Source organism: Mycobacterium sp. Panama NTM2 (assembly GCF_054355555.1).
This window is the reverse complement of the sequence record NZ_CM135953.1, coordinates 4,002,348-4,015,675: the sequence shown is the minus strand read 5'-3', so window position 1 is coordinate 4,015,675 and position 13,328 is coordinate 4,002,348. Positions and strand designations below refer to the sequence as shown.

Here is a 13,328-nt window from a genome sequence, read left to right as displayed (position 1 = left end):
CCGAAAGGCATTGTCTCCCATGACTGTTACCGATACAGGAACGTCCAACCTGGTCGCCGTCGAGCCCGGTGCCATCCGCGAGGACACCCCGCCCGGCTCGGTGATCCAGTACAGCGATTACGAACTGGACACCTCGAGCCCCTACGCCGGCGGCGTGGCCTGGATCGAAGGCGAGTTCATTCCCGCCGAGGACGCGCGAATCTCGATCTTCGACACCGGGTTCGGGCACTCCGATCTGACCTACACCGTCGCCCATGTCTGGCACGGCAACATCTTCCGGCTCGGCGACCACCTGGACCGGCTGCTCGACGGCGCCCGCAAGCTGCGCCTGGACGCCGGAATGAGCAAAGACGAACTCGCCGAGATCACCAAGAAGTGCGTGAGCATGTCTCAGCTGCGCGAGTCGTTCGTGAACCTCACGGTCACCCGTGGCTACGGACGCCGCAAGGGCGAGAAGGACCTGACCAAGCTCACCCACCAGGTGTACATCTACGCGATTCCCTACCTGTGGGCGTTCCCCCCGTACGAGCAAATCTTCGGCACCACCGCCGTCGTCCCGCGCCACGTGCGCCGCGCAGGCCGCAACACCGTCGACCCGACGATCAAGAACTACCAGTGGGGCGATCTCACCGCGGCCAGCTTCGAGGCCAAGGACCGTGGCGCGCGGACGGCGATCCTGCTGGACTCCGACAACTGCGTAGCCGAAGGGCCCGGGTTCAACGTGTGCATCGTCAAAGACGGCGTCCTCGCGTCCCCGTCACGTAATGCGCTGCCGGGCATCACCCGCAAGACCGTGTTCGAGATCGCCGACGCGATGGGCATCGAGGCGAGCCTGCGCGACGTCACCAGCCACGAGCTCTACGAGGCCGACGAGATCATGGCGGTCACCACCGCAGGTGGCGTCACCCCGATCAACACCCTCGACGGTGAGCCGATCGGCTCGGGCGAGCCGGGCCCGATGACCGTCGCCATCCGGGACCGCTTCTGGGCGCTGATGGACGAGCCGTCGCCACTGATCGAGGCCATCCAGTACTGACCGCTCACATCGAGAAGGCCAGCGCCACCGCAGCGGTCACCGCGAACACCGCGGTCCCGTAGCCGAGCACCCGGACTTCCAGCTCCGCCACCTCGACGGCGTGGGGAGTCCGGATGCGGCGCGACCGCCGGTAACCCAGCACCAGCACGGCGATGGCCAACAGTCCGGCCAGTGTCGCCAGCCACGGCCCGCCCGCGATCGGCGGGCCGTGGTGGCGAATCAGCATCAGCGCGCCGCCGACCATCAGGCCCAGGGAACTGCGCTCCCAGGACAGCAGGGTCCGCTCGGTCTGCAAGCCCGGCTTCTCCGCCACGTCAGCGCCCTCAGTGCCCGGTCGGGGGCCAGATCACCAACACCACCAGCACGCCGAGCGTGACAGCAACGATGCCGGCGGCCAGCGCCGCGGGAACGCGTGTGGGCGGCAGGTCGACGCCGCGGCGCATCGCGTCCTGCACCACCCGCCACCGGCGCACGGCGAGCACGGCCAGTACGCCGCCGCCCGCGGTCAGCACCACGCTGAGCAGATGTCGCACCCCGGCGATCCCGAACGCCGGCGCGAACTGCACGACGGCCACCCCGCCGGCGATCAGCGCCAACGCGGTGCGGATCCACGCCAGGAAAGTACGTTCGTTGGCCAGCGTGAACCGATAGTCGGGTTCCTGCTCCGATGGTGGCATCGAGCTCCTTCCCAGCGCGGTCTCACGCTAGCGAACCGACTAACCTGATGTCTCGTGCTCGACCTTCACGGTGACTCGATCGCGTTGACCGCGGCGCTGGTGGACATCCCCAGTGAGTCCCGCCACGAGACGCGCATCGCCGACGAGATCGAGGCCGCACTGCGCGCGCAGACCACCGGGTTCGAGATCGTCCGCCACGGCGACGCGGTACTGGCGCGCACGCAGTACGGGAAGCCGTCGCGGGTGCTGTTGGCCGGGCACACCGACACCGTGCCCGCCGCGGACAACGTGCCGAGCCGCCGCGAGGGCGACCTCCTCTACGGCTGCGGGACCTCCGACATGAAGTCCGGCGATGCGGTGTTCCTGCATCTCGCCGCCACGGTCACCGAACCCGCACACGACATCACGCTGGTGTTCTACGACTGCGAGGAGATCGAGGCGTCGGCCAACGGGCTCGGCCGCATTGAACGCGAACTGCCGGACTGGCTGACCGCCGACGTGGCGATCCTGGGTGAGCCGTCGGGCGGACTCATCGAAGCCGGCTGCCAGGGCACGTTGCGGGTGGTAATCCAGACGGCCGGAACCCGCGCACATTCTGCGCGATCATGGTTGGGCGACAACGCGATTCACAAACTGGCGCCGGTCCTGACCCGGCTGCAGCACTACCAGGCCCGCAGCGTCGACATCGACGGCTGCGTGTACCGCGAGGGGTTGTCGGCGGTACGCATCGACGGCGGTGTCGCCGGCAACGTGATCCCCGACGCCGCCTCGGTCACGGTGAACTTCCGGTTCGCCCCCGACCGCACCGTGGATGCCGCATACGCCCACGTGCTCGACGTGTTCGACGGACTGGACGTGGCGATCGAGATGACCGATTCGGCGGCCGGCGCGCTGCCCGGGTTGACGCGCCCGGCCGCCGCGGCGCTGGTGCAGGCCGCCGGGGGAGCGGTACGTGCGAAATACGGCTGGACCGACGTGTCCCGATTCGCCGCGCTGGGAGTGCCCGCGGTGAATTACGGTCCGGGAGACCCGAACACCGCGCACCGCGTCGACGAACACGTCGACGTCGCGCAGATCAGCGCGGTCACCGAGACGTTGCGGCGGTACTTAATCGGTTGACGGGTCTGGTTACCCTGGACCCATGCTCTCGCGCTGACGACTCACGTGCCCTTCGTCCGCACTGTCTCGAGAGTTCGCTCATGCCATCGATCATCTTCTCCCACGTCTCGTTCGCCTGGCCCGACGAGACCCCGCTGTTCACAGACCTGGCCTTCACCGTCGGCCCCGGCCGCACCGCGCTTGTCGCACCCAACGGCGCCGGCAAGAGCACGGTGCTGCGCCTTGCCGCCGGTGAACTCCACCCCGCCGCCGGGTCGGTGAGCACCGTCGGCACCGTCGGCTACCTGCCCCAGACCCTGCCGCTGCTCCACGACCGAACCGACGGGACCGTGGCCGAGCTGCTCGGCATCGCCGACGTGCTGGCCGCGCTGGACGCATTGGCGGCCGGAAATTCTCGCGACGAGGTGTTCACCGCCATCGGCGACGACTGGGACGTCGAGGAGCGTGCCCGCGCTCAGCTCGACCGTCTCGGGCTCGATCACATCGGCTTGCACAGGTCGTTGGGCACCCTGTCCGGCGGTGAGGTCGTGACGCTGGGGCTGGCACGAGAACTGTTGCAGCGCAGTGACATTTTGTTGCTCGACGAGCCGACCAACAATCTCGACGTCGATGCCCGCGGCCGGCTCTACGAGGCCTTGGACGACGTCCCCGGCTGCCTGCTGCTGGTCAGCCACGACCGGATGCTGCTCGACCGGATGGACCGCATCGACGAGCTGCGCGGCGGCGAGATCACGTCCTACGGCGGGAACTTCACGGCCTATCGGGCCGCGGTCGACGCCGCAGACAGCGCTGCGCGCAGCGCGGTGCGCCAGGCTGAACAGCACCTCAAGCGGCAGAAGCGTGATCGTCAGCAGGCCCGCGAACGTGCCGACCGGCGCAGCGGTGCCGCCAAGCGCTCCCTGCCCGACGCGGGCATACCGAAAATCGTTGCGGGAGCCATGAAGCGCCGCGCACAGGAGACCGCCGGACGCGCCGACGACGTGCATGCGCGACGCATCGACGACGCGCGGACGCGGCTGAACGAGGCCGAAACGCTGCTGCGCGACGACGACGCGCTCACCCTAGATCTGCCGGACACGGCAGTGCCCGCGGGACGTATGGTGTTGCGTTGCAACGCTATCGCGGTGACCCGCGCAGATCGTGAGGTGCTCTCGGGCGTCGATTTCTCGATCCGTGGCCCCGAGCGGATCGCACTCACCGGTCCCAATGGCAGCGGCAAGACCACGCTGCTTCGGGTCCTGCTCGGCGATCTCGCACCCGATCGCGGCACCGTGGAACGCTCGGGTGGCCGCGTTGCGTACCTGTCGCAGCGGCTCGATCTGCTCGACGACGACGCCACGCTTGCCGACAATCTCGCCGCCCACGCACCCGGCCTGTCGGTCACGCGACGACGGCATCTGCTGGCGCAGCTGCTGTTCGGCGACGAGGCGGTCGACCGGACGGTGTCGACACTCTCGGGTGGTGAGCGGTTGCGGGCCACGCTGGCGTGCGTGCTGTTCGCCGAACCCGCGCCGGAGCTGCTGCTGCTCGACGAGCCGACCAACAATCTCGATCTGGTCAGCGTCGCCCAACTCGAACAGGCCCTGCAGGCCTACCGCGGTGCCTTCGTCGTCGTGAGCCACGACGAGATGTTCCTGGATGCGATCGGCGTCGACCGGGTGCTGCACCTGCGGGCAGGCGGTCTGCGCTGACGCCGGTTCAGGCGGATGAGGCCACCGCGTCACGCCCGAAGGCGCACGGCACCTCCCGCGCGAGCCGGGTCAGCGTCTCACCGCCGCGCGGATCACCGAGGGCCACCGCGTCGGCCGCCGCGCGCAGCGCCACCGCCTGCTGGCCGCCCCGCTCGGCGGCCTTGACCGCATCCCGGGCCGCCGCGACCGCGCCGTGGGTGTCCCGGCGCGCCGACATCGTCCACGCCCGTGCCAGCGCCAGCTCGGGCGCGAACAGCATTGACTTGAGGCCGTGCCGAGACTCCGCCCGCGACAACGCTTTTCCTGCCTCCACGGTCTCGCCGAGCCGACCGAGTGCCTGCGCCAACAGCATCCAGGCCAGCGGCCCCCAGGAGTATCCCGTCGGGGCCAGCGTGGCGGCGGACTGTCGCAACAGCGCCACCGCTTGCGCCGTCTCGCCGGTCGCGATCAGCACGTCGGCCACCAGCACCTCGCCGATCGCGCGGCCGGGCTGGCGGCGCTGCGCGAAATCGGTCAGGTGCCGCGCCAGTTCCAACGCGCGTTCGGGCTCCCCGGCCATCAGCAGCGCGGTGGTCTGGCCGAAGCCGCTGGTGAACCGCAGCAGGCCAGGCTGGCCGGCCGACATCGCGCGCTTCGCCACCGCGTCGACCTCGGCGAACCGGCCCATCCGGGCCGCGCACAACGCCGCCGCCGAACCCGCCCAACCGACCGCGGTCTCGTCGGCGTCGGAGGAGGCGAGCACCTGACCCGCCAGCTCGACAGCCTTGCCGAGATTGCCGGCGTTCATCGCGAACGTCGCCGACAGCGCATCCAGCGTGGTGCGGGCTGCGGGTGAGCCGGCCTTGCCCCGGGTGGTCTGCAGGAACGCCGTCGCCCGCTCGGGCTCGGACAACATCCAGAACTGATTCGCCGCCGTCGGCAGCGCCCACGCCAGCAACTCGTCCTCGGTCAAGTCGGCGGGATCCACCTCGGCGAGCACTGCGTCGGCGTCGCGACCGCGGCCCTGCCAGGCCAACGCGTAGCCGACCGTCAGACGCGCGCCCAGATCGGGCGCTTGGGCCAGCGCCGCCTGCCCCAGCCGCTCGGACAGTTCCAGATCACCGAGCCGCAGGGCATCGCTGGCCGCGGCGCACACCTGCGCGACCGGCGGCGGCTCGTCGCTGCCCACGGCCAGCGCCGCCAGGCGCAGCCGAGCGACCACACCCCGCGGGCCCGCCGTCGACAGGCGTCCCACCACCGCGGTGCGCAGCCGCCGGATCTCCGGACCGCCCAGCGCCGCACGCACGGCGTCACAGAACAGCGGGTGAGCCGGGTGAACCCCGTCGTCGTCCACCGAGATCGCGCCCGCCGACACGGCCTCGTCGACGGCGCCGGCGCTGGTCAGCACCGCCAGGTCCTCGAGCCCCAGGGGATCGCAGACCGCGAGGTACTCCAGCACCCGGCGCACCTGCGGCGTCGCCGCGTCGACGAAGTCGGCCACATGGGCCATCAAACGGTCGTCGTCGTGTCCGGGCGGGTCGAGGTCGATGCGGGACACCAGGCCGTCGCGCCACAGTGCACTGACCTCGGCGGGTACCGGGTTCGCCGAGACGCTGGCCGAGAGCAGCAGGCGCACTGTGGCGCCGACCGCCAGCTGGTAGAACAGCGCGGCCGACAACGGATCGAGCAGGTGCGCGTCGTCGACCACGAGCAACCGACCGTCACCGAGACGGTCGCGCGCCGCCCGCAGGACCGCTGCCGTCTTCCCGGTGTCCGGGATGTCGACGAGATGCTCCACGGCGGCGAACGGGATCGCCGTGCGCGTCGCCGTCGCCCGTATCCAGTCGACCCGTGGGACGTCAGGTCCGAGGCGCTCCGCCGCCCGGCGCAACAGCCACGTCTTGCCGACGCCGGCCGGCCCGATCAACGCCGCCCCCGAGCGGTCGCGCACGCCGGCCTCCAGCTGTGTCAGCGCGGGCTCGTCGGGTGCGGTCACCCAGGTGAGCGGCACAGGCACGGGCACCGGCCCAGCCTATTCGTCTGCGGCTAAGTTTTAGGTCGTGTCCCCAGAACCCGATCGCCGATGGGCCGTCTGCGTGTACTGCGCCTCGGGCCCCACGGAACCCCGCCTGCTGGACCTCGCCCGGCGTCTCGGCGCCGCCATCGCCGACCGCGGCTGGACGCTGGTCTCCGGCGGCGGGAACGTCTCGGCGATGGGAGAGGTGGCCGCGGCGGCCCGCTCGCACGGCGGCAGCACGGTGGGCGTGATCCCCAAGGCGCTGGTGCACAGGGAAGTGGCCGACACCGAGGCCGACGAGCTGGTCGTGACCGACACGATGCGGGAACGCAAACAGGTCATGGAGGACCGCGCCGATGCGTTCATCGCGCTGCCCGGGGGCATCGGCACCCTCGAAGAATTCTTCGAAGCCTGGACAGCGGGCTATTTGGGTATGCACACCAAGCCGATCGTGATGCTCGACACTTGGGGGCACTACGAGGGGCTTCTGGACTGGCTACGCGGGCTGGTCCAGAGCGGCTATGTCGCCGACGGCGCGCTGGCGCGACTGGAAGTCGTCGACGACATCGAGGCTGCTCTGGCCGCATGCGCACCGGGCCAGGGTGACCGACACACGACCACCGAGGAACAAGGGGAGCGGGAATGAGCGGTAAATCCGGGAAGCGGAGCAGTGTCGGGGTCCTCGACATCGCGAGCCAGGTACCGGGATTGCTGATGGACACGCCGACGATCGTGCAGGGCGTCGTCACCGGGTTCCTGGCCCGCCCGACGGCGAAGACCTCGATCGGCAAGGTGTTCCAGGACCGCGCCGGCCGCTACGCCGACAAGGTGTTCATCAAGTTCGAGGACACCGAGCTCACCTACGGCGAGGCCAACGAGACGGTCAACCGCTACGCGGCGGTTCTCGCCGCGCGCGGCGTCGGCCACGGCGACGTCGTCGGCGTCATGCTGCGCAACTCCCCGGACTCGGTGTTGCTGATGCTCGCCGCAGTCAAGTGCGGCGCCATCGCCGGGATGATCAACTACCACCAGCGCGGCGACGTGCTCGCCCACAGCCTGGGGCTGCTCGAAGCCAAGGTCGTGGTCGCCGAGGTCGACCTGGTCGATCCGATCACCGAGAGCGGCGCCGACACCTCCGGGCTGGTCACCGTCGACGAGATGAAGGAGAAGGCGCAGGGCGCGCCGACCACCAACCCCGCGACCACATCCGCGGTGCTCGCCAAGGACAAGGCGTTCTACATCTTCACCTCCGGCACCACGGGCATGCCGAAGGCCAGCGTGATGACGCACTACCGCTGGCTGCGGGCGCTGGCCGGCTTCGGCGGCCTGGGCATGAGGCTCAACAGCAGCGACACCCTGTACTGCTGCCTGCCGCTCTACCACAACAACGCGCTGACGGTCGCACTGTCCTCGGTGCTGAACTCCGGCGCGACGCTGGCGCTGGGCAAGTCGTTCTCGGCGTCGAAGTTCTGGGACGACGTCATCCGCTACGAGGCCACCGCGTTCGTCTACATCGGCGAGATCTGCACCTATCTGCTCGGCAAGGAGGAGAAGCCGACCGATCGCCAGCACAACGTCCGCGTGATCGCCGGCAACGGACTGCGGCCGGCGATTTGGGACGAGTTCACCGAACGGTTCGGCATCAAGCGGGTCTGCGAGTTCTACGCGGCCAGCGAAGGCAACACCGCGTTCGTCAACGTGCTCAACATCGACAAGACGACCGGCATCTGCCCCACCCCGGTGGCGTTCGTCGAATACGACGAGGAGACCGGCGACCCCAAGCGCGACGAGAACGGCCGGCTGCGCAAGGTCAAGAACGGCCAGCCGGGTCTGCTGCTGTCCAAGGTCAGCAACTTCCAGCCCTTCGACGGCTACACCGACAAAGAGGCCACCGAGAAGAAGCTGGTGCGCGACGCCTTCAAGGAGGGCGACGTCTGGTTCAACACCGGCGATCTGATGCGCGCGCAGGGCTTCGGGCACGCCGCGTTCACCGACCGCCTCGGCGACACGTTCCGGTGGAAGGGCGAGAACGTTGCGACCACCGAGGTCGAGGCCGCGATCTCGACGGATCCGCAGGTCGAGGAGGCCACGGTGTTCGGGGTCGAGGTGCCCGGCGCGAGCGGCCGCGCGGGGATGGCCGCCGTGCAACTCAAAGAAGGCCAGGAGTTCGACGGCAAGTCGCTGGCCAAGGCCGCCTACGACAAATTGCCCGGTTACGCGGTGCCGCTGTTCGTCCGCGTGGTCGAGGAGCTGGCGCACACCTCGACGTTCAAGTCGCAGAAGGGTGATTTGCGCAAGGAGGGCTACGGCAAGGCCTCCGGCGACGACGACGACACCGAGGACGTGGAGATCGAGGATCCGATCTACGTGCTCTCGGGCAAGGAGGAGGGGTACGTGGAGTTCTACGACGAGTACCCCGACGAGGTCGCCGCGGGCAAGAAGCCGAAGTAATCGCTGAGCGGCGGTGAACACGCCGAAACCGCCGGATCCGTAGCCTGAAGGGCGTGCAGTCGACGTTTCTCGGGCGGCCGGTGGCCGGTGGTCGTGCGCTGATCATGGCGATCGTCAACCGGACGCCGGATTCCTTCTACGACCGGGGCGCCACGTTCACCGACGACGCCGCCAAGGAGGCTGCGCACCGCGTCGTCGCCGACGGCGCCGACATCGTCGACGTGGGCGGGGTCAAGGCCGGGCCGGGTCAGACCGTGGACGTCGACGAGGAGATCGCCCGCGTCGTGCCGTTCATCGAATGGCTGCGCGGCACCTTTCCCGACCAGTTGATCAGTGTCGACACGTGGCGCGCCGAGGTCGCCAAGCAGGCCTGCGCGGCCGGCGCGGACCTGATCAACGACACCTGGGGCGGTGCGGACCCCGACCTGCCGGCCGTCGCCGCGGAGTTCAACGCGGGCCTGGTGTGCTCACACACCGGCGGGGCGGTCCCGCGGACCCGGCCGTTCCGGGTCAACTACGGGATCACCGAGCGCGGCGTGGTCGACGACGTGCTCGCCGAGGTGACCGCCGCCGCCGAGCGGGCCCTGTCCCACGGCGTCCGACGGGACGGCATCGTGATCGATCCGACCCATGATTTCGGCAAGAACACTTACCACGGTCTTACTTTGTTGCGGCACGTAAAAGAGCTTGTTAACACTGGATGGCCCGTCCTGATGGCCCTGAGCAACAAAGATTTCGTCGGGGAGACTCTCGGTGTGGGACTCACCGAGCGCCTGGAAGGCACCCTGGCCGCGACCGCACTCGCGGCCGCCGAGGGAGCCGCCATGTTCCGTGTGCACGAGGTGGGCCCCACACGTCGGGTACTGGACATGGTGGCGTCGATCAACGGCGTCCGTCCGCCACAACGCACGGTGAGGGGACTGGCATGACGGTCTTGAGTGAGCGCATCACGGGAACGGGCCCTGCGGGAATGGCCGAGCACCGCTGGCTGACCGACCACAGCTGGAGCCGTCCGACCTGGACGGTTGCCGAGCTGGAAGCCGCGAAGAAGGGGCGCACCGTCTCGGTGGTCCTGCCTGCGCTGAACGAGGAAGAGACCGTCGCCGGTGTGGTCGAGACGATCACGCCGCTGCTGGGCGGACTGGTCGACGAGCTCGTGGTGCTCGACTCCGGATCCACCGACGACACCGAGATCCGCGCGCTGGCCGCGGGCGCTCGGGTGATCAGCCGCGAGGCCGCGTTGCCTGAGGTGGCGCCCGCGCCCGGCAAGGGTGAGGTGCTGTGGCGTTCGCTGGCCGCGACGACCGGTGACCTGATCGCATTCGTCGACTCCGATCTGCTCGACCCGGACCCGATGTTCGTGCCCAAGCTGCTCGGCCCGCTGCTCACCGCTGACGGCGTGCACCTGGTCAAGGGCTTCTACCGGCGCCCGCTGAAGGTCAGCGGACGCGAGGACGCCAACGGCGGCGGTCGCGTGACCGAGCTGGTGGCCCGGCCTCTGCTCGCAGCGCTGCGCCCGGAGCTGTCGTGCCTGTATCAGCCGCTGGGCGGCGAGTACGCCGGCACCCGGGAACTGCTGACCGCTGTGCCGTTCGCCCCGGGCTACGGCGTGGAGATCGGGCTGCTGGTCGACGCCTACGACCGGCTGGGCCTCGACGGGATCGCACAGGTCAACCTCGGCGTCCGCACGCACCGCAACCGCCCGCTGACCGAGCTGGCCTCGATGAGCCGCCAGGTCATCGCGACGCTGCTGCAGCGCTGCGGCATCCCGGACTCCGGCGTCGGGCTGACACAGTTCTTCGCCGACGGCGAGGACTACACACCTCGCACGTCCTCGGTGTCGTTGGACGACCGGCCCCCGATGATCACGCTGCGTCCCCGCTGACTCTGTCGGAGCACTCAGGCACTATCGACGTGTGACGCTCGTTCTGCTCTACCTCGTCGTGCTGGTGCTCGTCGGCATCGTGTTGTTCGCGATCGGCAGTGTGTTGTTCGGCCGGGGTGAGGTGCTGCCGCCGCTGCCGAAGGCCACCACGGCCACCTCGTTGCCGGCCACCGAGATCACCGGGGCCGATGTCGAGGCGCTGAAGTTCACCCAGACGTTGCGCGGCTACAAGGCCAGTGAGGTCGACTGGGCGCTCGAGCGCCTGGCCCGCGAGATCGATCAGCTGCGCGGCGAACTCGCTGCGGTGCGCGACGTTCCACAGCACGGCACATGACGGTCGCCTCCGACGGTCGGGTCCGGTGCGGCTGGATCGACCAGGCGCGCCTCTCCGACGACGACTTCGTGCTCTACCGCGACTACCACGACACCGAGTGGGGGCAACCGGTGCACGATTCGGGTGCGCTGTTCGAGCGGGTCAGCCTCGAGGCGTTCCAGAGCGGTCTGTCGTGGTTGATCATCCTGCGCAAGCGGGAGAATTTCCGCGCCGCGTTCGACGGCTTCGACGTGGAGCGGGTGGCCCGCTACACCGAGCGCGACGTCGAGCGGTTGCTGTCCGATGTCGGCATCGTGCGCAACCGGTCCAAGATCGAGGCCACCATCGCCAACGCGCGAGCCGTTGCCGATCTCACCGATGCGGGCGGCGACCTGGCGCAGCTGCTGTGGTCCTTCGCCCCGGCAGACCGGGCCACCCGACCCCGGCCGGTCGACCTGTCGGGGGTAGCGGCCACGTCGCCTGAATCCACCGCGATGGCCAAGGAACTCAAACGGCGTGGGTTCCGGTTCGTCGGCCCGACGACGGCCTATGCACTGATGCAGGCGACCGGCATGGTGGACGACCACGTCGCCGACTGCTGGGTGCCGCGAACCGAGCCGCAGGCGCAGCTATAGCGGGTCTTTGCACACGAGATGGCGTGGATAGGGAACAATGGACGTCTGAAGCAGTTCAGAGCCGATGCTGTCAGTGTTCGACGTCATCGGAGTTTGCACGACCAATCGGGCCCTGACGGGCACGCCCATGTGGAGGAGGCACTCGATGGCGGCGATGAAGCCCCGGACCGGAGACGGTCCACTGGAAGCAACCAAGGAGGGGCGCGGCATCGTGATGCGGGTACCACTGGAAGGCGGCGGACGATTGGTCGTCGAGCTGACTCCCGATGAGGCAGCCGCCCTCGGAGACGAACTCAAGGGCGTCACCAGCTAGCCGCCGGACGCTGCGCAGACCTTGCGGTAGATCTCCAGGGTCTGCTCGGCGATCTGTGCCCACGAGAACTCCTCGATGCATCGGGCCCGGCCCGCGGCGCCATACGTCGCGGCGCGCTGCGGGTCGGCCACCAAGGAGTTGACGCCCTCGGCGAGGTCGCGCTCGAAGGCCGCCGCATCGGCGGGGTCGTAGTGCACCAACAGTCCCGTACGTCCGTCGTCGACCACCTCGGGGATGCCGCCGACGTCGGACGCGACCACCGCGGTCCCGCACGCCATCGCCTCGAGATTGACGATGCCCAGTGGCTCGTAGACTGACGGACACACGAATGCCGTTGCCGCGGAAAGAATTTCGCGGATCTTCGCGGTCGGCAGCATCTCGCGCACCCAGAACACCCCGGTGCGGGCGCTGGACAGCTGCTGAACTGCCGACGCCACCTCCTCGGCGATCTCCGGGGTGTCGGGCGCCCCGGCGCACAGGATGAGCTGCACCTCCGGCGCGAAGTGATGCGCGGCGGCCACCAGGTGCGCGACGCCCTTCTGCCGGGTGATCCTGCCGACGAATGCGACGATTGGGCGGGTCGGGTCCACCCCCAGGTCGGCGAGCACCGACTCCGCCGGGTCGGGTTGAGCGGGATACCAGACGTCGGTGTCGATGCCGTTGCGCACCACATGCACCCGGTCGGGGTCCAACGCCGGGTAGGTGCGCAGCACGTCTTCGCGCATCCCGGAGCTGACGGCGATCACCGCATCCGCGGCCTCCACTGCCGTCTTCTCCACCCACGACGAGATCCGGTATCCGCCGCCGAGCTGCTCGGCCTTCCACGGCCGCATCGGCTCCAGCGAGTGCGCGGTCAACACGTGCGGCACGCCGTAGAGCAGCGCGGCCAGATGCCCGGCCATGCCGGTGTACCACGTGTGCGAGTGGACCACGGTGGCCTCGGAGCTGCTGTCGACCATGGTGAGATCGGCCGACAGCGTGGCCAGGGCGGGATTGGCGCCTGCCAGCGCCGGATCGGGGGCGGCGACGGTCACCCCCGGGCGCGGTGCTCCCATGCAGTGCACGTCGACCTCACAGAGATGTCGCAGTTGCGCGACCAGTTCGGTGACGTGGACTCCGGCGCCGCCGTAGACCTCCGGTGGGTACTCCCGCGTCATCATCGCCACTCGCATGGATTGACCGTACCCAGATCGGCCGACGGCTCGCGCCGCA

14 protein-coding genes are annotated in these 13,328 nt (G+C 69.4%); 10 read left to right on the top strand and 4 right to left on the bottom strand.

The genetic code is table 11. The annotated features are described in order from the left end of the window. Positions 1–19 precede the first annotated feature (19 nt). A complete protein-coding gene (locus ACXYX3_RS19030; protein WP_241206943.1) occupies positions 20–1,036 on the top strand; it encodes an aminotransferase class IV in 1,017 nt (338 codons plus the stop codon). 4 nt (positions 1,037–1,040) lie between these two features. On the opposite strand, the gene ACXYX3_RS19025 is transcribed toward ACXYX3_RS19030, so the two are convergent. Both ACXYX3_RS19025 and ACXYX3_RS19020 read right to left on the bottom strand, forming a co-directional pair. Further along, entirely contained in the window at positions 1,041–1,349 is a 309-nt protein-coding gene (locus tag ACXYX3_RS19025) for a DUF202 domain-containing protein (protein WP_458608617.1), read from the bottom strand. Between the two features lie 10 nt (positions 1,350–1,359). Continuing rightward, a complete protein-coding gene (locus ACXYX3_RS19020) occupies positions 1,360–1,713 on the bottom strand; it encodes a YidH family protein (protein WP_458608616.1) in 354 nt (117 codons plus the stop codon). Between the two features lie 54 nt (positions 1,714–1,767). On the opposite strand from ACXYX3_RS19020, the gene dapE reads away from it, so the two are divergent. Further along, positions 1,768–2,832 (top strand): succinyl-diaminopimelate desuccinylase, encoded by a 1,065-nt coding sequence (dapE, locus tag ACXYX3_RS19015; RefSeq protein WP_458608615.1) that lies wholly within the window; start codon positions 1,768–1,770, stop codon positions 2,830–2,832. 80 nt (positions 2,833–2,912) lie between these two features. Then, positions 2,913–4,523, top strand: a complete 1,611-nt coding sequence (locus ACXYX3_RS19010) for an ABC-F family ATP-binding cassette domain-containing protein (RefSeq protein WP_458608614.1) — start codon at positions 2,913–2,915, stop codon at positions 4,521–4,523. Between the two features lie 7 nt (positions 4,524–4,530). Here the strand turns inward: ACXYX3_RS19010 and ACXYX3_RS19005 are convergent, their stop codons facing one another. Then, positions 4,531–6,513, bottom strand: a complete 1,983-nt coding sequence (locus tag ACXYX3_RS19005) for an AAA family ATPase (protein ID WP_458612145.1) — start codon at positions 6,511–6,513, stop codon at positions 4,531–4,533. 49 nt (positions 6,514–6,562) lie between these two features. Between ACXYX3_RS19005 and ACXYX3_RS19000 the strand changes: the two genes are divergently transcribed. The 7 genes from ACXYX3_RS19000 to ACXYX3_RS18970 all read left to right on the top strand — a co-directional run bounded on the left by ACXYX3_RS19000 (position 6,563) and on the right by ACXYX3_RS18970 (position 12,116). Beyond that, positions 6,563–7,165, top strand: a complete 603-nt coding sequence (locus ACXYX3_RS19000; protein ID WP_458608613.1) for an LOG family protein — start codon at positions 6,563–6,565, stop codon at positions 7,163–7,165. Further along, the gene (gene fadD6 / locus ACXYX3_RS18995) at positions 7,162–8,970 is read left to right on the top strand and encodes a long-chain-acyl-CoA synthetase FadD6 (protein ID WP_458608612.1); all 1,809 of its coding nucleotides are present in this window, start codon (positions 7,162–7,164) and stop codon (positions 8,968–8,970) included. The genes ACXYX3_RS19000 and fadD6 overlap by 4 nt, the downstream gene beginning before the upstream one ends. Positions 8,971–9,074: 104 nt before the next feature. Beyond that, a complete protein-coding gene (gene folP, locus ACXYX3_RS18990) occupies positions 9,075–9,899 on the top strand; it encodes a dihydropteroate synthase (RefSeq protein WP_458612144.1) in 825 nt (274 codons plus the stop codon). Continuing rightward, entirely contained in the window at positions 9,896–10,855 is a 960-nt protein-coding gene (locus ACXYX3_RS18985; protein ID WP_374238410.1) for a glucosyl-3-phosphoglycerate synthase, read from the top strand. The genes folP and ACXYX3_RS18985 overlap by 4 nt, the downstream gene beginning before the upstream one ends. 31 nt (positions 10,856–10,886) lie before the next feature. Continuing rightward, positions 10,887–11,189 carry a DivIVA domain-containing protein gene (locus ACXYX3_RS18980; RefSeq protein WP_241206950.1) on the top strand — a complete coding sequence of 101 codons (303 nt, stop codon included), beginning with the start codon at positions 10,887–10,889 and terminating at the stop codon, positions 11,187–11,189. Beyond that, the gene (locus ACXYX3_RS18975; RefSeq protein ID WP_241206951.1) at positions 11,186–11,803 is read left to right on the top strand and encodes a DNA-3-methyladenine glycosylase I; all 618 of its coding nucleotides are present in this window, start codon (positions 11,186–11,188) and stop codon (positions 11,801–11,803) included. The genes ACXYX3_RS18980 and ACXYX3_RS18975 overlap by 4 nt, the downstream gene beginning before the upstream one ends. A gap of 145 nt (positions 11,804–11,948) precedes the next feature. Beyond that, a complete protein-coding gene (locus tag ACXYX3_RS18970) occupies positions 11,949–12,116 on the top strand; it encodes a DUF3117 domain-containing protein (RefSeq protein WP_003406247.1) in 168 nt (55 codons plus the stop codon). On the opposite strand, the gene glgA is transcribed toward ACXYX3_RS18970, so the two are convergent. Next, positions 12,113–13,288, bottom strand: coding sequence for a glycogen synthase (gene glgA, locus ACXYX3_RS18965; RefSeq protein WP_458608610.1), 1,176 nt, complete (start codon positions 13,286–13,288; stop codon positions 12,113–12,115). The genes ACXYX3_RS18970 and glgA overlap by 4 nt on opposite strands. Between the last annotated feature and the right edge of the window lie 40 nt (positions 13,289–13,328).

Excerpts from the sequence above, each read along its gene's own strand:
- ACXYX3_RS19030 (WP_241206943.1), top strand. The coding sequence starts at position 20 with ATGACTGTTACCGATACAGGAACGTCCAACCTGGTCGCCGTCGAGCCC.
- ACXYX3_RS19020 (WP_458608616.1), bottom strand. The coding sequence starts at position 1,713 with ATGCCACCATCGGAGCAGGAACCCGACTATCGGTTCACGCTGGCCAAC.
- ACXYX3_RS19010 (WP_458608614.1), top strand. The coding sequence starts at position 2,913 with ATGCCATCGATCATCTTCTCCCACGTCTCGTTCGCCTGGCCCGACGAG.
- fadD6 (WP_458608612.1), top strand. The coding sequence starts at position 7,162 with ATGAGCGGTAAATCCGGGAAGCGGAGCAGTGTCGGGGTCCTCGACATC.
- folP (WP_458612144.1), top strand. The coding sequence starts at position 9,075 with ATGGCGATCGTCAACCGGACGCCGGATTCCTTCTACGACCGGGGCGCC.
- ACXYX3_RS18985 (WP_374238410.1), top strand. The coding sequence starts at position 9,896 with ATGACGGTCTTGAGTGAGCGCATCACGGGAACGGGCCCTGCGGGAATG.
- ACXYX3_RS18975 (WP_241206951.1), top strand. The coding sequence starts at position 11,186 with ATGACGGTCGCCTCCGACGGTCGGGTCCGGTGCGGCTGGATCGACCAG.
- ACXYX3_RS18970 (WP_003406247.1), top strand. The coding sequence starts at position 11,949 with ATGGCGGCGATGAAGCCCCGGACCGGAGACGGTCCACTGGAAGCAACC.
- glgA (WP_458608610.1), bottom strand. The coding sequence starts at position 13,288 with ATGCGAGTGGCGATGATGACGCGGGAGTACCCACCGGAGGTCTACGGC.